This window comes from Winogradskyella endarachnes (assembly GCF_009741275.1).
Taxonomy (GTDB): Bacteria; Bacteroidota; Bacteroidia; order Flavobacteriales; family Flavobacteriaceae; genus Winogradskyella; species Winogradskyella endarachnes.
The window spans coordinates 231,171-254,748 of record NZ_WOWS01000003.1 but is presented as its reverse complement, the minus strand read 5'-3'; the positions used below and the strand labels follow the sequence as shown (position 1 = coordinate 254,748).

At 33.9% G+C, this 23,578-nt stretch carries 23 protein-coding genes; 12 read left to right on the top strand and 11 right to left on the bottom strand.

What is annotated here, in order from left to right; genetic code table 11:
• Nucleotides 1–34 precede the first annotated feature (34 nt).
• The 7 genes from GN138_RS09470 (at nucleotide 35) to GN138_RS09440 (ending at nucleotide 9,257) form a co-directional block, all read left to right on the top strand.
• On the top strand, nucleotides 35–484 hold the full coding sequence (locus GN138_RS09470; RefSeq protein WP_157363559.1) for a JAB domain-containing protein: 450 nt from the start codon (nucleotides 35–37) through the stop codon (nucleotides 482–484).
• 639 nt (nucleotides 485–1,123) lie between these two features.
• A complete protein-coding gene (locus GN138_RS09465; protein ID WP_157363558.1) occupies nucleotides 1,124–1,504 on the top strand; it encodes a BfmA/BtgA family mobilization protein in 381 nt (126 codons plus the stop codon).
• Nucleotides 1,505–1,515: 11 nt separating this feature from the next.
• A complete protein-coding gene (gene mobB / locus GN138_RS09460; protein WP_157363557.1) occupies nucleotides 1,516–2,547 on the top strand; it encodes a MobB family relaxase in 1,032 nt (343 codons plus the stop codon).
• Between the two features lie 5 nt (nucleotides 2,548–2,552).
• Complete coding sequence (locus GN138_RS09455; RefSeq protein WP_157363556.1) at nucleotides 2,553–4,139, top strand: type IV secretory system conjugative DNA transfer family protein; 1,587 nt, start codon at nucleotides 2,553–2,555, stop codon at nucleotides 4,137–4,139.
• 233 nt (nucleotides 4,140–4,372) lie between these two features.
• The gene (locus tag GN138_RS09450) at nucleotides 4,373–7,522 is read left to right on the top strand and encodes an HsdM family class I SAM-dependent methyltransferase (protein WP_157363555.1); all 3,150 of its coding nucleotides are present in this window, start codon (nucleotides 4,373–4,375) and stop codon (nucleotides 7,520–7,522) included.
• A 3-nt stretch (nucleotides 7,523–7,525) separates the two neighbouring features.
• Nucleotides 7,526–8,146, top strand: a complete 621-nt coding sequence (locus GN138_RS09445; RefSeq protein WP_157363554.1) for a hypothetical protein — start codon at nucleotides 7,526–7,528, stop codon at nucleotides 8,144–8,146.
• 61 nt (nucleotides 8,147–8,207) lie between these two features.
• Nucleotides 8,208–9,257: a hypothetical protein gene (locus GN138_RS09440; protein ID WP_157363553.1), complete on the top strand. Its 1,050-nt coding sequence runs from the start codon at nucleotides 8,208–8,210 to the stop codon at nucleotides 9,255–9,257.
• A gap of 373 nt (nucleotides 9,258–9,630) precedes the next feature.
• On the opposite strand, the gene GN138_RS09435 is transcribed toward GN138_RS09440, so the two are convergent.
• From GN138_RS09435 to GN138_RS09405, 7 genes are all read right to left on the bottom strand, one after another.
• The gene (locus GN138_RS09435) at nucleotides 9,631–10,461 is read right to left on the bottom strand and encodes a DUF4138 domain-containing protein (RefSeq protein ID WP_157363552.1); all 831 of its coding nucleotides are present in this window, start codon (nucleotides 10,459–10,461) and stop codon (nucleotides 9,631–9,633) included.
• Nucleotides 10,462–10,493: 32 nt separating this feature from the next.
• On the bottom strand, nucleotides 10,494–11,423 hold the full coding sequence (gene traM / locus GN138_RS09430; protein WP_157363551.1) for a conjugative transposon protein TraM: 930 nt from the start codon (nucleotides 11,421–11,423) through the stop codon (nucleotides 10,494–10,496).
• Between the two features lie 30 nt (nucleotides 11,424–11,453).
• The gene (locus GN138_RS09425) at nucleotides 11,454–12,068 is read right to left on the bottom strand and encodes a conjugal transfer protein TraK (RefSeq protein WP_157363550.1); all 615 of its coding nucleotides are present in this window, start codon (nucleotides 12,066–12,068) and stop codon (nucleotides 11,454–11,456) included.
• Between the two features lie 20 nt (nucleotides 12,069–12,088).
• On the bottom strand, nucleotides 12,089–12,931 hold the full coding sequence (locus tag GN138_RS09420; RefSeq protein ID WP_140591969.1) for a hypothetical protein: 843 nt from the start codon (nucleotides 12,929–12,931) through the stop codon (nucleotides 12,089–12,091).
• 2 nt (nucleotides 12,932–12,933) lie between these two features.
• Nucleotides 12,934–13,521: a conjugal transfer protein gene (locus GN138_RS09415; protein ID WP_157363549.1), complete on the bottom strand. Its 588-nt coding sequence runs from the start codon at nucleotides 13,519–13,521 to the stop codon at nucleotides 12,934–12,936.
• Between the two features lie 4 nt (nucleotides 13,522–13,525).
• A complete protein-coding gene (locus GN138_RS09410) occupies nucleotides 13,526–15,928 on the bottom strand; it encodes a TraG family conjugative transposon ATPase (RefSeq protein WP_157363548.1) in 2,403 nt (800 codons plus the stop codon).
• Nucleotides 15,929–16,235: 307 nt separating this feature from the next.
• Nucleotides 16,236–16,523 (bottom strand): hypothetical protein, encoded by a 288-nt coding sequence (locus GN138_RS09405; protein ID WP_157363547.1) that lies wholly within the window; start codon nucleotides 16,521–16,523, stop codon nucleotides 16,236–16,238.
• Nucleotides 16,524–16,712: 189 nt separating this feature from the next.
• Here GN138_RS09405 and GN138_RS09400 point away from each other — a divergent pair, with 189 nt between their 5' ends.
• The 5 genes from GN138_RS09400 to GN138_RS09380 all read left to right on the top strand — a co-directional run bounded on the left by GN138_RS09400 (nucleotide 16,713) and on the right by GN138_RS09380 (nucleotide 20,737).
• On the top strand, nucleotides 16,713–17,354 hold the full coding sequence (locus GN138_RS09400; RefSeq protein WP_157363546.1) for an N-acetylmuramoyl-L-alanine amidase family protein: 642 nt from the start codon (nucleotides 16,713–16,715) through the stop codon (nucleotides 17,352–17,354).
• 219 nt (nucleotides 17,355–17,573) lie between these two features.
• On the top strand, nucleotides 17,574–17,789 hold the full coding sequence (locus GN138_RS09395; protein ID WP_157363545.1) for a helix-turn-helix domain-containing protein: 216 nt from the start codon (nucleotides 17,574–17,576) through the stop codon (nucleotides 17,787–17,789).
• A gap of 1 nt (nucleotide 17,790) precedes the next feature.
• The gene (locus tag GN138_RS09390) at nucleotides 17,791–18,684 is read left to right on the top strand and encodes a hypothetical protein (protein WP_157363544.1); all 894 of its coding nucleotides are present in this window, start codon (nucleotides 17,791–17,793) and stop codon (nucleotides 18,682–18,684) included.
• Nucleotides 18,681–18,959, top strand: coding sequence for a hypothetical protein (locus GN138_RS09385; RefSeq protein ID WP_157363543.1), 279 nt, complete (start codon nucleotides 18,681–18,683; stop codon nucleotides 18,957–18,959). Before GN138_RS09390 ends, GN138_RS09385 begins: the two co-directional genes overlap by 4 nt.
• Nucleotides 18,959–20,737, top strand: coding sequence for a DUF2326 domain-containing protein (locus tag GN138_RS09380; protein WP_157363542.1), 1,779 nt, complete (start codon nucleotides 18,959–18,961; stop codon nucleotides 20,735–20,737). The genes GN138_RS09385 and GN138_RS09380 overlap by 1 nt, the downstream gene beginning before the upstream one ends.
• A gap of 42 nt (nucleotides 20,738–20,779) precedes the next feature.
• Here GN138_RS09380 and GN138_RS09375 read toward each other — a convergent pair whose 3' ends face one another.
• The 4 genes from GN138_RS09375 to GN138_RS09360 form a co-directional block, all read right to left on the bottom strand.
• The gene (locus GN138_RS09375) at nucleotides 20,780–21,442 is read right to left on the bottom strand and encodes an ATPase (protein ID WP_157363541.1); all 663 of its coding nucleotides are present in this window, start codon (nucleotides 21,440–21,442) and stop codon (nucleotides 20,780–20,782) included.
• A complete protein-coding gene (locus GN138_RS09370) occupies nucleotides 21,426–22,145 on the bottom strand; it encodes a hypothetical protein (protein ID WP_157363540.1) in 720 nt (239 codons plus the stop codon). Before GN138_RS09370 ends, GN138_RS09375 begins: the two co-directional genes overlap by 17 nt.
• A gap of 3 nt (nucleotides 22,146–22,148) precedes the next feature.
• The gene (locus GN138_RS09365) at nucleotides 22,149–22,433 is read right to left on the bottom strand and encodes a helix-turn-helix domain-containing protein (protein ID WP_157363539.1); all 285 of its coding nucleotides are present in this window, start codon (nucleotides 22,431–22,433) and stop codon (nucleotides 22,149–22,151) included.
• A gap of 277 nt (nucleotides 22,434–22,710) precedes the next feature.
• On the bottom strand, nucleotides 22,711–23,559 hold the full coding sequence (locus GN138_RS09360; RefSeq protein ID WP_157363538.1) for an RteC domain-containing protein: 849 nt from the start codon (nucleotides 23,557–23,559) through the stop codon (nucleotides 22,711–22,713).
• Between the last annotated feature and the right edge of the window lie 19 nt (nucleotides 23,560–23,578).

Sequence of the window (23,578 nt, the reverse complement as noted above, 5' to 3'; positions counted from 1 at the left end):
TTTTTCATTATTCACATTTTAAATACTATAAACAATGAAAACACAAGTTAACGAAATAAAGATTAGCTACAAAGGGGGTTTGAAATCGTCTAAATGGCAAAAAATTGGTAGTTCGCAAGATGCAGCAGAACTGCTTTTTGAAGACTGGAATAAAGATACTATTGGAATTCAAGAAACGTTTAAAGTCGTCTTATTGAATAACAGCAATAAGGTAAAAGGTGTGTACCAACTTTCTCGGGGCGGAATAACAAGCACATTAATAGACCTAAGTATATTGTTTGCAGTAATTTTGAAATCTTTATCCGTAGCTATCATTTTGGTGCACAATCATCCAAGTGGAAAATTACAACCAAGTGATGCGGATAAAAGGTTAACGAATAAGATTAAAAAAGCATCTAGGATTTTTGATATTACCATTCTTGACCATTTGATATTTGCACCTGATGGGGACTATTACAGTTTTTCTGATAATGGACTTTTGTAAAACTGAAAGCTATGATTTACATTAAATTTCAAGATTTGAGCGAGGAAAAACAAGAGGAACTTTTTCAGGTTTCTAGGGAACACGTCATACATCTTTTTGGGGAATCTATTCAAAAATATGTTGACGAAACTGGGGCGGATTTCGACAAGTTGATAGACGAGGAAATGATTAAAAATCTATACACATATAACTTCGTTTTCAACATCTAATTCCCTAAAGTTAATTTTTAAGCACCTCTAATGTTAGGGGTGTTTTTGTATGCAATTCACATTCACTTCAAGAAAAAAATGTATCTTTACAATGCTGAAATTCAGCGTACAAATTAAAAGTAAGGTTATCCAATTTTTGACTTTCGCCGATACCCTTATACATCGAAAAATAACATATCGGAAAATTATTTTCCTAAAATGGCAATCGGTTTTTTAACCGCATTGTATGGATTTTTGTCACGCTTGCGCGTGACGAAAAGGAATAGCAAGAGGGTAACACGCTTCGCGATGTTTCGGATTCCTTTTCGTTTTCAAATAGCTGATTACCAGCGATTTGAATATATTTTAATTTCCTAGCAATCAACGATTTGCGACAAACGGGCTGAGAACGCCCATTTTTAGGGAAGGTTTTGCGACAATTCGTCGAAATATGGACTCATTTACTGGAATTAGATTTAAAAAAGAAACTGCAAAACGTTTCCAAACATTCTCACGAACATACTTCAAATCGCACACCGAGGCAATGTCCACGATGCTCGATTTTTTCTTCTATAACGAGATTTCCCCAAAAGAAAAATTAGGTCCAACGGGACGCACAATCGAAGCCAAACTCTTAAAAAGAATTAATGCGGTTATCGCTATAATGCGAGATGTAGAAAAGACACAAACTAAACCTACGGTAGCAATGATTCAATCGCTGTTTGAAACAGAAGAACCCACAAAAAAACCGCTGATTGTGGAAAAGAAATATGCCGAAGAAAAGAAAGAAGTACGCTTTCGCGAAAAGCAAAATTCAAGTAACCAACTCTAAATTTTTGAGCTATGTACATCACCATCACACCTCAAAAATTAGGTACTAATTATAGTCAAAGTTCAGCTAATTTTGTTGGCTATTTAGAAAAAGAAAATGAAGGTTTAGAACAGCGAGATATTGAACACTTTTTTAATCAATATGGCGATGAGATTTCTGCTGAAGAAGTTGTAAAAGAGATTGATGGAAACACCGCAAAATTAAAAAAGAAAGAACCCAAGTTTTATTCAATTACGGTTAGTCCTTCAAAATATGAATTACGCAAACTTCAGAACAATAGTCAAGATTTAAAGAACTACACACGTGAGCTGATGAAGGATTATGTTGCCAGCTTCAATCGGGAAATTAATGGGCGACCTATTACGATAGACGACATTAAATACTTCGCAAAAATCGAACACCAACGTACCTATAAAGGAACCGATTTTCAGATAAAAGAGAACCAACCTTTTGCTACAAAAATATTACAACTCAAAACGGATATCCGAAATGTTCAAGAAGGAAGAGCAGAAGGGAACATCAAAAAAATGAAAAGAGAAATAACCAAACTGGAACGTCAAGCACCACATCAACAAAATGGAAAACGGATAGTCCAGGGAATGCAAAAAGATGGAAACCAAAGTCATATTCATATCATCGTGAGCAGAAAAGATGCTTCCAATTCAATCAGTCTTTCCCCAGGAAGTAAACACAAAGCTTCGGAAGTTGAAATGCACGGAAAGAACGTAAAGCGTGGTTTTGATAGAGATAATTTTTTTGAGAAAGCAGAAAAGACGTTTGACAAGACTTTTGGCTATAAACGCAACTTTGCAGAGACCTACAAAGCACGAAAGGATTTTGTGAAAAACCCCAAGCTTTATTTTGCAGCCTTAATAAAATTACCAGCTAACGAAAAAGCATTGGCTTTCAAAATGATGACGAAAACGGGATTGCCAATCGTTCCAAGTATTCCTGTTACTCAGGCGCAGATTACACTTCGTGTTTTCAAGAGATTAAGACGTGGTGCGGAAGTGGCTATAAAATCAAGTTCCATCGGAATCTAAAGCCTATGCAGATGGATAATATTATAACGATACTTTCAATTATTGGTATAACCAGTACTGTTTTCTATGCGTTATTTCGAGTGAGTAAATATGCGTTTTTATTAAATATCACTTTGCTTTCATTTCTCGTTTTCTATATTTCTGTAGAGAATGAATTAGTGTTGATATTATTGTATTTAGTGTGTCCTCTAATGCTAATTAATACAGGACTGTATGTTTTTCTACATAAAACTGAAAACGTACAAAATGGAAATACGAAATACCAAGTTAGTTTTTCTACGAATAAAGGAAACTTCAAACTGGATAATATAAAGCGTGGCGCATCCGTCATCGGATCCGCTGGAAGCGGAAAAACCGAAAGTGTAGTTTATGGGTTTCTTAACCATTTCCGGAAAGAGAACTTTTGTGGCATAATCCACGATTACAAAGATTTTGAACTGACTGAAATGGCATATCCATTGTTTAAGAATAGTGATATCCCTTTTAAAGTCATTTCCTTTGATAAAATCATTCATAGAGTTAATCCTATTGCACCTCACTATTTAGAGAACGAGGAAAGCGTAAATGAGGTTTCAAGGGTGCTAATTGAAAACCTTTTGGAACAACGAGAATCGGGAACAACAGGAACTACAAAATTCTTCAATGATGCAGCTGAAGGTTTAATAGGTGGTTTGATTTGGAAACTGAAAACCGACTATCCTAAATACTGTACTTTACCACATTTGATAGCAATTTATCAACTATTGGACACCGATAGCCTTATACAGTTTTTGGAAACCAATACTACATCCAGAGCAATGGCAGATGCTTTTATTAGTGGTAAGGATTCAGATAGACAGACAGCTGGTGTAAAAAGCACTTTGGCAAATGCGCTTAAACGAATTAGCACACAACGCATTTTTATGACATTATCCGCAGATGAAGTTCAGCTGAATATAAATAGTGAAGAAAACCCTGCGATTATTTCTGTGGTAAACAATCCAAAATATGAAACATCCTTTTCGCCCGTAATTGCTACTATTATTCATACCATTACCAAGCAAATGAGCGTGCGGAATTCTAAACCTTCATTTTTATTGATGGAAGAAGCGCCAACAATTCGATTATTGAATATGCATCGCATTCCTGCGACATTACGTAGTTATGATATTGCAACAATTTATGTGATGCAAGACAAAATTCAGAATGATATGATGTATGGCGATAAGGCAAGCAAAGCAATTTTAAGCAATCTGTCCTATCAATTTTTTGGTAAAGTTAACGACCCAGACACCGCCAAATATTACGAACGCTTTTTTGAAATTATTAAAGACCCAACAAAAAGTATAAGTCGTGGACATAATCTCGATTTTGATACACGAATTACGACTGGAGAAAAGGAAATCCCTAAGATTCGTGCTGATGTTTTCTTTAGGTTAAAACAGGGCGAGTTTATAACCTATGCAGATGGAAAGGACAAGAAAGTTCAGTTTAAACTGGCTAATATTCAAAGAGAGTTGCCTAAGGAATTGAAGCAGTTTACTCAGGCAGATTTAGAAGAGAATTTTGAGCGGGTTTATGATGAGGCGAGGTCGATATTCAATGGTCATTGAGATAATATTGTAGGTGGCGTAGTAGGTAGTGTAATAGGTGGTGCAATAGAACTTATTTTTAAAGGAATTGATTTTAATATTAAAACGGTAGCACATTAAACTATCGTATCCATAAATTTGGAAATATTCCAAATAATAGTAAAACTTCGATTATCAAAATCGCAAAATCATTTGTACCTTTGGAATTAATTTAGTACGTAACTAGCTATCAGATATTTTGGACAACTTTCGATATGATTGATTTTGATATAATAGAAAATTTAGGCTTGGATAAGGCCGTCTCTGTTACTTCGGAATCTAGTCAAATTACTGAAAGTCAGTTATTTGTAATCAATCAAGTAAAAGATTTCGGTATTGATGAAATTTATTTCAGTACCGACGAAAATCATAATAGTTATCCTGCGGTTTTTTTAAAAAAGGTTGAAAAATTTGATGACAGGGCTCTTCATCAAGTTGCAAAGGCTCAAAAAAAAATCTGGAACTTCAAAAAGGTAATTTTTCTTTACGTTTATTCGGAAACTGAAATCCGTATTTACAATTGTGCCGAGAAACCTCTTATAATCAAATCAGATGATTTTGACTATAAGAAGGAGCTTAAAACACTCGAAATAGCTTCTTACAAGTTCAAGGATAAAACCAAACTCAAACAGCTTCAAAACCTTTTTTCTACCATTGCCATCGATACAGGTATTATATGGACATTGAAAGAAGCCTATGAGATAAGGAAAAAAATAAGTCTTCAACGAAGGGTCGATAAATACCTTGTAGAGAGTCTTACCCATACTGCGAAGCAATTACAGGAAGAAGGCTTAGAAATTAACCTTATCCATAAAATAATAATGCGTTCTCTATTTCTTTTGTACTTAGAGGACAGGGGTGCAACTGATGAAAAATTTTATTCTAAAATAAAAATAGGGGCTAAGTCTTATTTTGACATTTTGGACGATGCTGATAAAACGTATTCTCTTTTTCAAAAATTAGAAGAATACTTCAATGGCAACGTTTTTACAGTAGATAAGAATGAATCAATTTCTAGAGAGCACTTACAGATTGTCAAAAAGTGTTTTATCATCGGTAATAACAATTCAATTCAACAGAATCTCTTTGAAGATTTACGCCTTTTCGATTTTAGCATTATTCAAATAGAATTGTTAAGTGAAATCTATGAGAATTTCTTAGCTGAAATAAATCCTACTTTAAAGCAAGATACTGGTACTTATTACACACCACCTTCCCTAGTTGAACTCATATTGAATGAGAAATTAGCAATCACTAGGACAGAAAAAAAATTTAATGTTAAGGTGTTAGACCCAACGTGTGGTTCGGGGATTTTTTTGGTTGAAAGTTTTAAACGTTTGGTAAAACGTCACGAAAATGCCAATCGGGAAAAGCTTACCGACTTTAATAAATTAAAGGAGCTGCTCACGGATAATATATTTGGTATAGAGATACACCCCCAATCCATCAAAGTAGCAGCATTTAGTCTCTATCTGGCTTTAGTTGACAACTTGAACCCTAAGACAATTTGGCAAAACAAAGATTATCGCTTACCATATTTGATAAATGACCCTTTGGATGATACTCTAGTTGAACAAGGTAATAATCTATTCCGAAGTGATACTATTCAGCAAAATCCCGAAGTAGAACAAATTGATTTTGATTTGGTGGTGGGGAATCCGCCTTTTGGCACTAAGAACCTATCTCAATCTATTCGAGATTATAGCGATAAATATGGGTTCGCTAAAGAAATGGTTCTACCATTTTTGCATAAAGCAACGACCTTTTGTGAAAACGGGGAAATAGCATTGATTTTCAATACAAAAGTGCTAACAAATACCAAAATAACATATCAGAATTTTAGAAGATGGCTTTTCAACGACTGCTATGTGGAGAAGATTTATAACTTCTCAATTTTGCGGAAAGCCCCTAAAAATTTTGGCGGTCAATTATTTGGTTCAGCAACAGGTCCTATAAGCATAGTATTTTTTAGAAAGAACGAGCCTAAGAAAAAATCAAAAACTATTATATACTATGCGCCTAAAACTTACATAAAGTCTAATGTTATTGAAGGTGTAAGTATAGATAGCTCGGATTTAAAGTTTTTGCCGCGCGAGGAATGCCAAAAGACTGATACTAAAATTTGGAAAATTGCTATGTGGGGCGGAATGATGGATTTTCATTTAATTGAAAAATTAAATCAGAAAAAGTTCCATACAATAGAAAGTTTTAATAATGAACACAATATAAAATCTGGTGTTGGTTTTCAATTGTTAACTCAAAAAAAAGATGAACCAAAAACATCGGAGTTATTAGCCGAATTACCATACTTAGATGCTGATGCTATTACTAGGTTTTATACCAAAAGTGAGAGGCTAAAGAATGTAAGAGAATCTATAAAGACACCAAAATCAAAAGCTTTTTACAAGAACTTTTACAATGTTTCGGACATTGAAAAAATTGACAACTTAGAACATTATAGGCGTTTAGGAGATTTAAAAGCATTTGTAAACTCTCACATTATTGTGAAAAAAGGTCTTGAGAAAAACAACATCTGTTCTTCACTAATCGAGAACAAGTGTTCTTTTCGAGATGGCGTTTATGGATTTTATTCAAACGAAAATGATGACTCTATTCTTAGAGTATTGAACTCGTATTTCAACTCAAGATTAAGCAGCTACTTCTTATTTATGACGATTTCCTCATATGGAATTGAAAGGGAACAAATAATGAAGAACGAATACCTTTCAATCCCAATTAATCTAAATGAGTCTGAAATATCTCAAATTTCTAAATTGAATAATGAATTCATCAATAAAATTAAATCACTAAGTTTTTGGGGAGAGGAAACAAAAAGAAATGAACTGATAGCTGTATTTAGTGAAACTATAGAAAAGATAGTAAGCAAAAGCTTTGGGTTGAACGCTGATGAAATTAATCTACTAAATGATTCCTTGGATTACAGCTTAGATTTATTTCATTCAAAAGCAAAATCAAAAGCTCTATATCCTGTTGAAGACATTACTGATTATGCGAATAAAATATGCGAAAATCTTAATGAATTTGTAAAAGGTCAAAATTTGTTTGCTAATGCAACTATATTCTCGGTCAATAGATTTTCACCATTGATGTTGACAAAAATCACTTTCGGTAAAGACAATGATGAATTGCTAAAATCTTCAGAGGACGTTACACAAGAATTACAACGTATAGATAAACATTTATGGTCTGAGAAAGCTACAAATATCTATTTCAGAAAAAAGTTGAATTATAAGACAGGTAATGATATTTTTATTATTCGTCCCAATCAGAGAAGATTCTGGACACAGTCGATGGCGATTGAAGATGCCTCAGAATTGATTCTTGAAATACTGAACGACATTTGATATATGGGGCTTTATAAGGATATAGGAAATAGCTTTCGCGAAAGCTTTGAAAATAGATGCTTTCAGTTAATAACAGAGTCTTATGTTTCAGCTATGGAAACTAAGGTCATCAAGCTCAACTGGGATGAAAATGACATCACCTCAGAGCTTCATCAACATATTAATAATAATCCTCTTAGACTTGAATGGAACATTCATTCTAATGTAGAGAAACATCTTCCTAAAGAAGACAAAAAGAAGGAAAAAGGCTTTGCTGCTAAGCTACCCAGAATTGACCTTAGTTTTGCAGTTATAAACTCAAAACTTGAATATGTGTATCATATGGAAGCAAAGAACTTGAAAGAGAAAAGTTCAACATTAAAACGGCGATATATAGATACCGGAATCAATAATTTTTTATCTGGCAAATACGATAATGGTTGTCTACTAGGTTACGTTGTTGAAGGTAAATTACACAAGTCTGTTTATGGAATAAATAAACTTCTGAAGAAGGATAAAAGAGAGCCTGAATTTTTAGAAAAAGAGAAGAATCATCTGCACAAGGACTATTATGAATCAGAGCACCCTGACAATATGGTAATAAAACACTTTATGTTTGATTTCACTTCTTTAAATAGTGCCTAAAGGTTTATAAAAGAGGTGTTTTTACTTTCCGAAAAGACTTTAACTAATACCATAATTTCATTTGGAAAATAATACTGAATTATCAAGGGAAATACTCAACGAATTTCTTGAGAAGTGGGGCATCGAGACTATCAAATCTATGAACATAGAACAGTATGTTTCGGTTGGAAATAAAGATACATTCTGCCAATGGTTGGAAACCAAAACTAGAGCTCTGGGAAGTATTAAGGGTATAAACTCTAGTAAGTTTGGAATTTATAAACGAAGTGACCCAAATGCAAACCCAAAAAACTTAATAAACGACAATCTTTATTCCTGGCAACGTTACTATGGAGAGAATAGAAAAGAAGCATTTGAAAACGTAAAAGCTGAAATCTTAAAGATTATTGAATATTCCGAAAAGGGAGACTTTGAAAAAATTGATGATTTACATCTAACTCTTTTTGTAAAATGGAAAATAGCCTATCTATATTCAAACGAAAGATTGATTCCAATTTTTAAGAAAGCCGTACTTCATAAAATTGCTGAACATTATGGGTTAAATGTTACTAGAAAAACTAAAACTTCTGAAATTCAGAATTTGATTATTGCCAATAAACCATCTCATTTATCAATATATCAATTTACTGATTTTCTGTATGAGAAATTTGGTCGTGATATCGGAAAAACGACAAACACCGGAAAAAAGAGAAAAACCAACAGAAAGGGAACTAAATTGCGAAGTTCATCTAAACAGAAAAGAAGGGGAAGCACCAGTTACATTGCAGAACAAAAACACAACAAAATTCAAGAAATACTACAGAAGCAGCTGGAACAAAAATACGGTAAGAACAACGTTATACTTGAGGAAAATTATGTTGACATAAAAGTTAAATTAGAAAATGAAATTCATTTCTATGAAGTAAAGTCATCGGCCTTTGCCTCTGATTGCATTAGAGAGGGTTTAGGTCAAATTATATCATATGTGCAAAAGGACGATGACGATAGAACAAAATTATTGTTCATTGCAGGACAGTACCCGCCTAACCAAGATGAAATTGATTATTTGAATTTCGTAAAGAAAAAATTGAAAATCTATTTTGATTATGTTAGTGTTGAACTAAAAGATTAACCATTAAAAAGGCCCTTTCTCTCTCGGTCCTTTGCTGGTCACTTTCCATTTACCACCTTCTTTGATGAGTTTGAAGATACCAGGCTTATTATCATAATTAGAACTGTATTTGACCCACGCAGTATCGGTCTCAATAACTTCATCTGATATTGTAACCTTTGCATCATTATCAACGTCTGGCACTAAACCCTGAATCATCATTAAACTATCATAACCGTCAGAAGTTGTATGTTTTTTTTAAGTATTATTATCCTTGGCATAAAAACTCTTTACAACAGTTTTTACGGTTTCTTATGGCAACATATTCTTGGTTTCAGAGCAAGAAATGAATAAAAGTACGAGTGAGCAAATGACTAATCTTTTCATAATATTATTAATTTGGGTTATTGATATATCTGTGTGATATGTTCAGTTTTATATTGCGTTCACCATCTTTCTCGTTCAATTCTAAAATTGCCCTACGGTCATTGGACAACGAGAATTTAGACATTACATAAACCAACCTTACCATTTTACCTTCTGCAATTTTTGACGGCAAATGGTGCTTGTAAATAGGTTCTTGATATAAACTCTGTAAGGATTTCCTTTTCCCTTTTTGTCGAGTCTCGATGGAAAGGTTCAAGAAATTCAAATCGTAATCCAACGTAGAATTATTCTCAATCTGGATTACAAAATAGAGTTCTTCTTTATCAAAAACAATATTCTCAACGGTCAAGACGATGCCCTGCGTGCGCTTCTTAATCCGACCGATACGTTGGTTTCTGTTAAGAAGATAGGTGCAGAATTTTTGATAATAGTAGGTTCTGTTATCTATATTTTTTTCAGAAGTTACAACCTGAATCGAATCGGGTACGATTGGCTTCTCATTACCAATACTATTTGATAATGGGATAAAATAATTGAGCTTTGACAGCTGCTTTTTGTATCTTACAATATACGAAAAAATTGCACCATTTCTATTGACTACCAGCAGATTACTTTCCTTTCCGGGCTTTGCCTGAAGTAATCCAAAATATTGTTCTTTTTCACGATTATAACTAAAGACAAAATTATCCGAACCGGTTATGCCTTGTCTTATGGGTTCTGGAAAAAATAGCGCAACGTTTTTAGTATCGTTTGCATAAATGGTATCTAATGTTACGTTTATTTGTGCTTTCACGAAAGCGGAAATAATGAGGGCTGAAATTATAATATACTTTTTCATAAGAGTGCGTTTTTAAATGCCCATTATGGGCCTCATAATTTTGGTTTTAGAATTAATTTGTAGTTGTTGAGCACAGTTACTTTAACGCTTCGATTACGACGTCTAAATACCTGTGTAATTCCACCTACTTGCGGAACAGTCGGAATATTGATATCACCAATAACATCATCCAAAACTTCTGTGGTAGCTTCAGCCCTAAAATTGTTTTCTACATAGATACCTTCGCTACCATCGAGCAAATCGAATGCCTTTAGCTTGGTAGGATGATGCTTTATGTTCTCAATTTCGATTAAAGCACGATTTGGCTGAAAGCTTATAAAACCAAAAACTGGTGTATTCTTTGGCATCAACTTACCATTAATAGTAGCTGATTTGGTAAGACGCATCCGCAATCTAGTGTTTGCTTTAACAACCTGGTCGCCATCGACAACCACATATATCATTTCATCTGTATTACCAATAATTGAAACTTCATTTGGTTTTGGCGAAGCAGCAAAGAATAATTGATGTTCTAATCCTAATTCTTTGGCTTGAATTTTTTGTTCTCGTTTTATTTCGGCTGAATCGATTTGTTGTGCGCTCTTTTTCACAACTTTCTTTTGCCCTAAGTTTCTGTATTTCTTGTCAGAGTATTGAATTTTACCTGCATTGTATATACTATCCACAATGCGTTCTTTTTCAAGTTCCGGCAAATCCGGATTGTAAAGACCTGTGGAATCCAAAAGTTTTTCATCGTAGATGCTGGGTGCGTTATTCTCGCGCACTTCCTTTAGGTCATTGATAGCATCAAGCTTGGAATCGTATTCTTTTTGGTTTTCATCCAAGTCCGGAACCAAGGTCTGTTCAAGGTTTTCGTTCTCACTTTCGTCATCGCCCATAACCATCATTGAATAGGAAATGAGAAATATGAAAATCACAGCCAATACCGCAGCAAATACTATTTTGTTTTTTTCTAATTTCATAATTGTGGTTTTTAAATGCCGATTATCGGCTCAACTTTCATCGTTTATCTTTTTTAAGGTGTTCTCGAAATAGTTCGTAATCAACAAGCCGTGTGGGTTGTTTGGAAAGTTTCTATCAACTGGAATTAAATTTCCACTAGAAACGAGTTCGTAGGTGTCAATTATTGAACCTCTATTGATTTCAAATACTGTAATCGTTCTAAAGACGTATGTTCCGTTTTGTTCTTCGATTTGTGAATCAATACTTAGTACTTTTTGAACAAGTGAGTATTGCAGCAATCGATTATAGACACCATCGGCTTTTTTCTGACGATACAAGTTGTCCACAGAACTATTGCCTAACCAAAGCGCCTTTTCAAGATTCCGTTCGTAGTTACTGGCATCGATATTATAGAAGTAGTTGTGGAACAGGTCCAAATGCGCCAATGCCTCTACTTTGAAATTTTCTTTTTGGGTAACAAGCTTCAGCGGAATAATACTGCCATCGGTATTAATGGCAAAGGCACTATTAAGTGCTTCTTTATTCGTCTTAAAAGCCATCCAAAGTGAAAAGGTGCTCGATAGCATCGCAAAAATGACAACTGCCAACACGATAAATCTGTTCAACTTTAAGACGTTGTATATGTTCTTATATGGTGTTTTCATATTTATATGTTTAATCTGCCCTAGGCAGTAAATAATCTGAGGGTAAACGAAGTGGCGCGTTTATATAATTTGAACTTTAGAAAAACAATGAAACAAACTGACCCTAGCTGAACCACAGGTGCAAAAAAGCCCTGGCCGACATCTGTCCCAAAAAGGTTTGTCCAGAAATTCGTATTGATTTCAGTATAGAGGGCGTTTACAAATACATTAACCAGAAAGAATGCAGGCACCAACATATAAACCGCGGCATATAACTTGAAAAATGTGTAAGCAAGCGAACGGAATTTTTCAAAAACTGCTAGACTTATAACCAGCGGGAAAAAGGCTTGCATTATACCCAATAAAAAGTAGCGTTCAGCAAGAAACAACGGGTAGATGAACAAATCCAAAATCCAAAGGATAAGGCTAATGATAAATGCAAATATTTTGAATCCGTAAAGTGGTGTGACAAGAGCTTCATATAATAAGGCCATTGCCGCTTGAGCGGCCTCTAAAAAATTTATTTCTTCTTCTATAGGAATATCCTGCATCTGTAATGGCAATAAAGCTGGTGCTGTACCACGATATTGCGCTTCTATGGAAACCAAGATGCCATCAAAAAAGCCTAAAACCTGCGTTGAAAATATAACCAGAAGTACAATGGCAAAATTCTTGGTCAATTCCCCCGGACTTAATCCCCAAGTATAACCATCCTTATCCGCAATACCTTCATTATATTTTTTTAGGATATTGACCAGAAAGAACAATACAGCAAGCGTTTTCATTCCTGCAATAGTATATTGCGAAAAGCTACTGTTCTGTATGGTTTGAAATACTGCATCAATGTATTCCAGTCCAATCCCTAAAAGTATGGCTGCGGTCATTATTAGTAATCTGTTTCTCTATTATTAATTTTGTCCTGCATTTTTCTGAAGGATATAATATCCTTGTAGCGTTTCGTTCTTGTTTGAATATTTGAAACCATTTCCTTAGATTCTTTTTCTTTCTGCTTTAAAACTTCAGCACGTTCAGCATCGGACATTTTTAGATTATCACTAGATAAAATTTCGCCCATAAATTCAACCGTGTCCAAAGAGTTTTGAACAATCGCATCAAATGATTCCGCAACTCGTGTAACTTCCTCTGGTTTGATGTAAGGCGAGTTTAAAATATCCCGCAAATCGTTTTGCATTACATTGATAAGGCGTTGATTGTTAGCTGCTATTTCTTCAACTGCCCTAAGTTGTTGCACAACACTTGACACTTTCTCAATTGCCTCTTTCGCATCTTTCAAGAACTTTACGGACTGGATAAGTTGAGAGGTCTGTTTTGCCGATTCCACAAGCGATTTTACCAAACTGATAAAGTTGGTATTGTCATAAACTGGCATCCCCTGAGCGGTAGCACCGTTAGGCAATAAAAGGCCAACCATTAAGAATAGCCCTAACAAGATTGTTTTGATTTTTGTCTTCATAATATTATGTTTTACATGTGAATTGAATTATTGCTTTTTCCATATCGTGATGCTCATTGTAGAGCTTCATTATTTCCTCATTTTCCTGGCCATCGGTTAAATAAGCTGCATAGACTTCTTTAGGAACTTCAAGCCGAAAGATGTTGCTTTCCTTCCCAATCTTGATAAACATTTCGGTGTACTTTCGTGGTCCGGAAAGATTATTTTTGATGGACTTTAATTGGTTCAAGTCATGACTTGAGAGGTTGAGCCTTTTGACCAATTCGTCATAGCCTTTTTCGTTGTTAAGGCTGTAAATGACCTGCGTATTCTCTAATATGCTAGCTGATGTTGAGTTATTGGGAAGCTGGTTTATGGATTGAAGAATAATCCCAATCGCACCATTTTGTTTACGGATAGCTTGGTAGTAGAATTCTACACTTTCCAATACATTGTCAAACTTCAGTTGCTTTGCAAACTCATCGAAAAGGATGATGCCTTTTTCAGCACGATTCTTCCAAATTGTTCTTTGGATAGCCGATTTTATCAGCTTCAGCATTACGGATAGGATTTCCTTGTTATCCTTTACTTCATCCAGTTCAAAAACAATCAATCGTTTGTCTTCGATTTTATAGGTCAGGTCTTCGCTTACTTCAAAGAGGAAGCTATATAGACCATCGCCGACATATTCGGACATTACGTGCAAAAAGCTCGTAACATTGAAATAGTCGGGATGGATTTTTAGGGTGTTCAGAAGGTCTTTCTGATTCCGCTCTATAAAATTGTAAAAACCATCCAGCGAATGATTTTCTGAAGTGTTATTATAATAGTGGCACAGTATCTTTTTAACCGAAACTGATTGTGCCTTGGTCACTTTTAAATCTGAAGCGAACAATTCAAACAAGAATACTGATAAGTCTTCCAAACGTTCAGGTGTGAGGTCGTTTACATCACTTATATAAAATGGATTGATACCGAGATTTTTGCCACTTTCATACCGAAGCACGGTGTATTTCTCAGGATAGAGTTTGGCAAACTTGGTATAGGAACCACCAAGGTCGATAATGACCAATCGAACACCGCTTTCAAAATACTGGCGTAAAATGTTATTGGCTAAAAAGGATTTACCCTCGCCCGTTGGGGCAAAAATGGCAAAGTTTCGTGCTTTGATTCGTTTCTTACGCTCGTCCCAAACATCTTTTAGAACCGGAACATTGTGTTCCCTGTCATTGAAGATGATTCCGGTAGCATCTGAATTATAGTTGGTGTTATTAATGAACAAACAAAGGGCGTGTTTTAAATCCGTTACATATAAATCATTATTCGAAAAGTTGGAAGAAAAACAACAGTAACTATTTAGTATGTAGTTTTTGCGTTCTTCGCCTCGTGGGTAATATGGTATAATGTCCAGTTCCTTAAACTCGGTTTTGATTTTTGAACCGATTCGACTCAAATTTTCTGGGTTCTTGTCCCAATAGACAATGCTTAAATGACCTCGAATTATGCGAGCATTATCATCAGCATTAATTTGGTCCAGTATGTGCTGAATTTTGCCAAGTATCACTTTGTTCTGTGAACCGAAGTTGGAACTTTTATTAAGTTCTTCAACTTTCTTATCTAGCAGCTTGCGCCACTTTTGTTTGTCATCCAAATACAAGATTTGATTAACGATGTGGTTTTCGTTCAGCGTAAGCCCTAAGCCATCAATAAACCCTTGATGAAACACAAAATCGTCAGAAGTGAATTTCTCATTGGTCTTGCTACTCTGTACACTTTCGCCAAAGCACAGTTCGCTATTGATAGCCAGGGCATCAAAATGGTTTTCGCCTATATTGACGCTTTTTTTATCTAATATGATATCCGTATCAAAGCCTTCGTTGAATCCGTTGAAATAGCCATTGGTTAATTGTTGTATTTCTTTCGCTTTAAGCGGGACAAAGGTCATTTTTCGGCTATTGTTTATAAAGGAAACCGAATCACTAACCGAGCCAATGAAGCTCTTAACGTTGTCATCTAATTGTTGAACAATCCCTTTCGAAACTTTACGAAAAGGATTGACATATTTTGAATTATTTAGAGCCTTGTTCTTAGTGAGCGTAAAGAATAAAAAGCAACGATGTTCCATATAATTACGACCCTTGAAATGGTCGTGTGTCGCCTTTTCTAAAAACGTTGTATTTGGAAGTTCTTCTGAAGAATATGTTTTTTTAAGGTAGATATCCTGTTTTTGTACTACTGTACCAATTGGCAATGATTTCAAAGCCTGAAACCAAGCACCGTGTATATCTTCAAAATCCTTTTCGGATAGGGCATAAATTTCTGGCAATGTTCCTTCATAGCATAGGACAACGTTGCCATTATTGGCAAATATGATATTGTCTTGAATATCCGCAATAGGTTGATATGCCGAAAGATTAATCTTGTTCATAATCGAATCCAGAATTTCTTTTGTTACTTATTATTCTTGGAAAGGCTTTAGCCATTTGAAATAATTGTGGGTTATGTGTTATTCTCGTGAGGGCTACATATAAGGCAGCATTAAAAACGAGAACGCCAATTATTATCCCGAAGCTGAAAGAAAAGATGATAATGAGCAGCGAAGCTAAAATGGAAACCATCATTAGGGCGAACAGGGAAATAGGCAGCCCAAAAATGACCGCCCTTTTTCTAATGTTTTTATAGACTTCGAATTTCTTCATACAGCTTTTATAATAAAGCCCTCGATGAGGGTTCATTTATACTACGATGCCTATTAAATATGTAAAGATGCCGACTACTGCGCCAGCAATCAAAACAAACACAAGCACTCTAGTTATACCTTTTTTTAGGTCTGCGTTTTCCCCAAAGAAATGTCCCGCATTAAATAGGAATCCAACTAGAAAGATGACACCAAGTAAAATTGGGAATATGGTACGTATGGTATCGCCCACATCATTAACGGAATCTTCAATTCCCCCAATTTGAGCAAAAAGTGATGTTGAGAGCAACGATAAAAAAGTTGCTAAGTAGACTGATTTTTTCATAATAAAACTGTTTAGATTTTTTGTTCATTTTCCCTTTCTGAAATTTACATATATTTGTACTTAAATAACTGAAAATCAAATATTTATGAATAAAATATTATTTGAAATCAATTGAATTTAATTGTTATTATTTGGCATCAAATTCTATGAATTTTTGAAGGAAAGTTGTTGATAACACGAAAATTGAAAATGAAAAACGTGCTTAAAAACGTCAGTTTTGTCTTTTTGCTTCTAAAAATGTGCATCATTTTTGGACAAGAAACGAGTACCCAAAAACGAATCGTAATTGATGTTGGCCACGGTGGAAAAGATGCTGGTGCGATAGGCGTAAATGGCATCCAAGAAAAGGATGTTGTATTCAATATTGCAAATGCCATTTTGAAGCTAAATAACGAATCGAACAAGCCTTTGGACATTTACTTAACCAGATACACCGATACACTCATTTCGTTATCTGACAGAACGAAGCTGGCCAAGGCACTGAATGCCGATTTGTTTTTGTCTTTGCATTGTAATCATTCAGATAATCCCAATGCTAGAGGTATTGAAGTATATGTGTCAGAGAAACAATCTAAGTATCTAGATGAATCTACTTGGTTGGCTTTTCAGTTTCAAGCAGCGTTTAAAAAAGAATTGGGTTTTGAGAGTCGTGGTGTGAAGTTTGAGGACTTTCAGGTGTTGAGAGAAACTGTAGATAATTGTGCAGCTGTACTTCTGGAATTGGGGTTTTTGAGTAATGGGGATGAAGCTAACTACGTATTAAAACTAAAGAATATCAGCACCATTTCTTTCGCTATTTTATTGAATATTGCTAATTTTTTTAAACTATAGATTTTGAGTAATTTTTATAAGGAAATAATTCGGATAATAAAATTGATAGTTCTTACTGTTTTTAAACAACTAGTTAAGGTTTTTCAGAAAGAGTTATAGAAAAGCAGTCGTCTTTTCAAATAAATTACCTAGGATACTATGCCGAAAAAAATTTAACAATTGAAACTTTTAAGTTACATTTGTCAAGCTGTTTTTTTTCAAAATTTTAATTGTTTCAATATGAAAATATCTAGTAAAAACATTGGAGAAATGCTAAAAGAAGCAAGGGAGCAGAAAAATCTAACTCAGGAACAGTTAGCTCAAAAGGTAGGCAAAAAACGTGCTTATATTACAAGGATTGAAACGGAACAAGGAAACAAAATAAATCTTCAAACCTTAAGAGAAATAGTGGAAAAAGGCTTAGAAGGGGAATTAAATATTGATTTAGATTTATAGAATGGAACAGTTACTCAAAAATGCTTTTAAAGTTCAAATTGAAGCGAAACAAGGCTCAAATTTTGAGGAGTTTATTGACGAATTGTTCTTATTAAAATATGGTGCAGAAAATTATACTCCTATTCGCGGTACACGGGATAAAGGAAATGATGGGACAATCTTGACTGAAAAAAAGATATTGGCTTGTTATGCCCCCAAAAAATATAATAAGTCCGATTTTACTTTTAAAGTTTTAGGTAGCGATAAGAAAGAAGGAGATTTTCCTAAATATGTAAATAACTGGAAGGAGCAATTTTGTAATTGGGAAATGCTTGTAAATCATGAAGTATCACCAGACCAATTAAGTCTAATTGAGGAACTTGAGGGGAATACCTTTATTAAGGGAATAAAGCAAATTCTATACATAATAGAAAACGATTTTACAAATAATCAAAGACGAAAATTAGCTACCTTTTTGGGTATTGGTGAATATTTCAGACAAGATTATATCTTGGATATCATTCAAGATTTGTTGGATGATTCAAATAGAGATGACACTATTCAATTCGATAAATCAGATTTAACCCCACCAAAAGAAAAAATTGAGTTAAATTTTAATGAGGAAGATTGGGACGGAGTAAATTCCGAAATGATATTAGTTATGAAAGACTTCATAACGATTTCTAACATATTATCAGGGTATGAGGATAATGAAAAAGATTTAATAAAGCGCAGGATAATTGAAGATTACAATAAGCTTGGCGGCGATTTTAAAGCTAGATTAAATAGTTTGACAGAGGGATACACAAAACAGTATAGTAATCTCGATGATGACGGCTATAGATTAAATGTTAGAACAATTTTACTCTATATGTTCGAACAATGTTTAATAGGAAGGAAAACAAATAAAGAATGATTTTACCGCATCCAGAAAGTAATTTGAGGACCAACTTAATGGTTTTAGGAGCCGAAATTATAGGGATTATGAGCAAAAGCCCTTTTAATGAGAAGTATGTTTTGGTTGATGATGTTATGAATAAGTTTTTGAAAGTAGATAAAAATAGAACACCAGACCTCTTTTTATATGCCGTTACCTTTTTACATACTGTTGGAAGTATCGAAAAGAAAGAATACAAGATAAAGTTGATTAAGAATGATACCAGTAAAGAGCAATTAAATTTATTTCAATAATGCTAATCAGACTATACTCAGAAACTAATTTAATAGACGTTATTCCGTTTCATAATGGAATAAATATCATTTTGGGTAAATACTCTGAGGATAAGGAAGCAAGAGGTGTAAACGGTATAGGAAAATCATCATTGGTGCGTCTAATTGATTTTACTCTTTTAAGTGGAAAGGCTGAAAAAAGATTTTCTAAAAAGAAATATGATTTTTTAAGAGAAGAGGAACATAGTTTGACATTGGAATTTGAAATTAATAATAAGAAGTATTTTTTAAAGAGATACTTCTCTGACCTTAAAACGGTTTTTTTGGGTAATCGCCCAGATAAGTTCGAAGAATACGAAAAGTCAGAAATGCCTAGAATACTCGAAAGCATATTCTTTCCAACTGAAAACAATGAAGTATTTTTTGAGGGGAAAAGATATGGTACTTTGATGGAGTTTTTTGTAAAAGATGATTTACAAAACCAGCAAAGAATAGACCCACTAAATTTTGTATCTTACAATGCCAATGTTAGAGATAAGGCATTATACAATTTTTACTTACTTAATCTGCCTACCAAAAATCTAGTAAATTTTAATGATGTATCAAAAGACTATGAAGAAAAAAATAAAACGGTAAAGGGACTTACAAATAAAATAAAAGCAGATACTGGGAAAGAAGTAAGAGAGTTTCGCACAGAAATATTAAAGATAGAGAAGCAGATATCAGTAATTGAAAAAAGTCTCAAAGATTATAATTTTCTAGAAAATCATAAAAATATTGAGGAAGAACTAACTGATGTAATTGGTAGGATTAATGAAAAATCCACCTTATATCATACAGCGAATAGGAAGTTAGACAAACTAAAGTCTTCTTATTCTGATGTCTCAAATATCGACATTGATAAGATACAAAAACTTTATAATGAAACGTTATCAACATTCGGAAACTTTGTAAAAAAGAGCTTAGATGAAGTAATAGCGTTTAAGGAGCAACTTTTAGCTAATAGAAACAAGTATCTTTTAGATGAAGAAAAGAAACTAACGAAAATTATTGATACAGCACTTAACGACCTTGAAATCCTCGAAAAAAAGCGTAGTCAATTATTTACATTACTTAAAGAAAAAGGAGCTTTAGATAGAATTGAAACTACTTATGAAAAATTGATTGAAGAAAAAACGCTATTAACAAGAAATACAGCCATAATCAAAGAAATTGACGAAATTGAGACTATAATGGCGGATACTGATATTATAATTTCCGAATTGAAACGTGATATAGTAAATGATGTCAATCAGGTTGATAAAAAGTTAAATGAATTAAGACTTTTGTTCCAGGATGTATTAGAAAATGCAATTTATCTAGATGAAGAGTTTGATAACTCATATTTTGACGTTACCATTAACCCTACATCCAAAAGAAATCAACTTCCTTTTTCAATAAATATACAAATTCCTAAGGCTGATGCTTTGGGGCAAGAACGTCTAAAAATAGTTTCTTATGATTTAATGGCTTTTCTTAATAGTAGATTGGACCAAAGAAATTTGCCTGATTTTTTAATTCATGATGGAGTTTTTCACGCTATCTCTAAAAGAACGATATTCAACGTATTGAACTATATGTATCACAAGGCAAACGAACTGCAAAATTTTCAATACATCCTGACTTTTAATGAAGATGAAATTGATTTTACCGAAGAGCTAAGTGACAGGTATGGTAAATTAGAGTTTAATATTTCTGATTATATAATTGCTGAATTTTCAGATACAGAAAAGGAAACACTATTTAAACGCTTCTTCTAATTTAATTTTGGTTGTAATTAATCCTTTAGTTTAACTTCCATATCACTTCCTCTTATCCCCAGCACCTTTATCAAAGGCAATCAAATTAAACAGTTCTCGCATTCTGCTACGAACTCGATTGCCATAGCGTTCTTCCAATTCTTCAGCATTTAAGTTGGTGGTTGCGTGAGTTTTGATTTTGTGTTTGGTATCGAGATAAAGTTCATATCTGGATAAGAGTACTTCGCCCATTACATTCAAGTCTTTACCATAAAACCGTCCAGCCGGTTCAATACCCAAATCATCAAAACAATAGAATTTGGTGTTTCCATATTCCTCAACAGTTTTAAAACCAAGATGGTTAAAACCAAAAGTTACATTCCGGCAGGGAATCATTTCGTAAGGTCGTTGCAATGGGACGATGTGACGTAAAAGTTTCATCAAACTAGTCTTTCCACAACCTACTGGTCCGGAAAGTAAAATTCCTTTTTCAATGTCAATTCCGTAGGTGGCACAGTTGTCTTTATCCCTAATAAAATAAGAACAGAGCTTCAGTAGAATATCCTTGTCTTCATCATAAATTTTGAAATTTTTGCCAAATAATAGTTTTCCTTTGGCATTCAGGTAAATCAGAATTTTTGGAAAATCATAAATAACACTTTTACCATCAAATGTTCCCAACGAATATTCCACACCACCTTCGGTAATTTTAGAGGGGTTGTCCATAGTCTTTGTTTTTAGTGGTTCTCAAGTTGTCCTTGATTTGGGACGGTTGTTTTTTGTTTGGCCTGTTTTCAGCTTCAAAAAATTCGGTGCGGTCCATCCAGTTGATGGCCACTGAGCGCCAATCTCTAATAGACTCACCATTGCCAGTACGCCAATCTCGTTCATTATAGTGGCTGTAAAATTTTTCAGCTTCACCTAAATCAAAATTCTTTTCAATAAAAAAATCAATAACGGCCTGCCTGCCCTTTGGCTGTTTTATACTGTTTTCTTGTTTGATATTGTTTGTAGTAGATACCAATGCTTGTTCATTTGTGGGATGGTGGTGTCCCTCAAGAGGTACACCTCTGGGATAGTACTGTTCAGCAAGTTGTTCTAATGTGGGATTGTACTGTCTCGTTAGTGGTTCATCACTTGTTACGATAATGGACATCTTGATTTTACTGCCTTTGTAAGGATTATTGGATGGAAAATAAGATAGGTACTGCCAGTCATTTAACTCAACAATACATCTGTGATAAGTAGATTTTGAACCAATTTTGGCGGCTCGCATTAGGTCTCTTCTATTCACGAACATTTCATCTGAAAAACGACTACTGTTCCATTCTTGAAACAGTGCCATATACAAACTGATATGGGTAGGATTTAGGCGGTCATCAAAATAGAACTTCTCAAAAGCCGCATTAAGGAGCTTTATGTAGTTCATAAGCTAAGATTCGAATTTATGGTGTACACGATTAGCTTCCATTACCGTTTGGATTTCATCTACATCATAAAAAATAAGACCGCCTACTTTGGTATAAGGTAATGTGCCATTGATGCGAAGATTCTGTAATGTTCCTGGACTTATTTGAAGCATATCCATCACTTCTGAAGATTTAAGATATTTCTTGATTTTGCCAGTAGCTTGTTTAGATAAAAGATTTTTAATGTCGTCGAGCAATTCGATTTTGAATTCTCGAAGGTCATCCGTAGTAATAATACTTGTGGGCATAATAGAACGATTTTAAAGAAAGAGGCTATCTAGATTCAAAAAATTTTAATTGATAGCCTCTGACCTGATTTGACTTTCGTTCTGCAAATCTGGTTATGTTTATTGAGTTTTATTCAATAGTTGCAACCAAGTTGGGTGATTTTAACCACTAATATTCAATGAGTTAAATTAGTTTGATTTGAAATACTTAATGTTTTTTACATTCTACAAAAAGTGATAAATTTTATTAAAAAAGCCGCAAAATATAAATCCCCACCTTGGGGGCAACTATGGTATTTTAGATATCTAAATCTAATATACGCTTTTGTAAAGCTTCCTTGAGTTTATCGATGAATTTTGTGGGGCTTGATTTTCTTGCTCTAATTTCTATAAAAGTGTGGTAATAGTTTCCTAATTCAATATTGAAAATCTTTTCACAGGCAAGAGCTATCTCTCTTATTTCTATTGCACCATTATTAATTGTACTACTACTATGCAACGCATAAATTAGCTCTACCAAATCAATTTTGTTTGCTGTCCAATTTAAGTTATTTGTCTTTAGATATTTTCTTAAACCTTCCCCTGAAGCACTACTTTTTTTAAGATTTTTGAGCTCTTCAACGTAATAAACCAAAAGCAAATCATAAGCAATTATTTTTGCAACAGCGTTATCGTGACTTGTAGAAAATTCAGAGTCTGTGTAAAAATGGGACGTGTCTGAAAACAATGCAGGATTGTCTTTACCTCTTAAAAAATAATATTCGTCTAAAAGAGTACTATTTTCTCTGTAATATTGCACAAAATCAATATTCCTTTGATAGTAATCTTGTAGCTTTTCAATCTTACTGTCAATAAATATCCGTTGTGATTTTTTAGTTCCGAGAGGTTTATGGGTATGGTATTTATAGAGCTTTGAATAAAACTTTAGGCGACCATAAATAAAAGGTTTTTGATTTTTAAAAAACTTAATTTCAGTTTTAGGACTACCGAATTTCCCTTTTCTTAATACTAAACGAAGTTCTTGAAGATATTTTCTTGAGATATGGATTCCAGTCTCAATCTTCGCATAAGAAAATGGTACGTCTTGACCAATTTCAGATATCTCAGACTTATAACTTAGAAGTATTTTATCTATTCTATCTTTCATAAACCACAAACACTTTAAG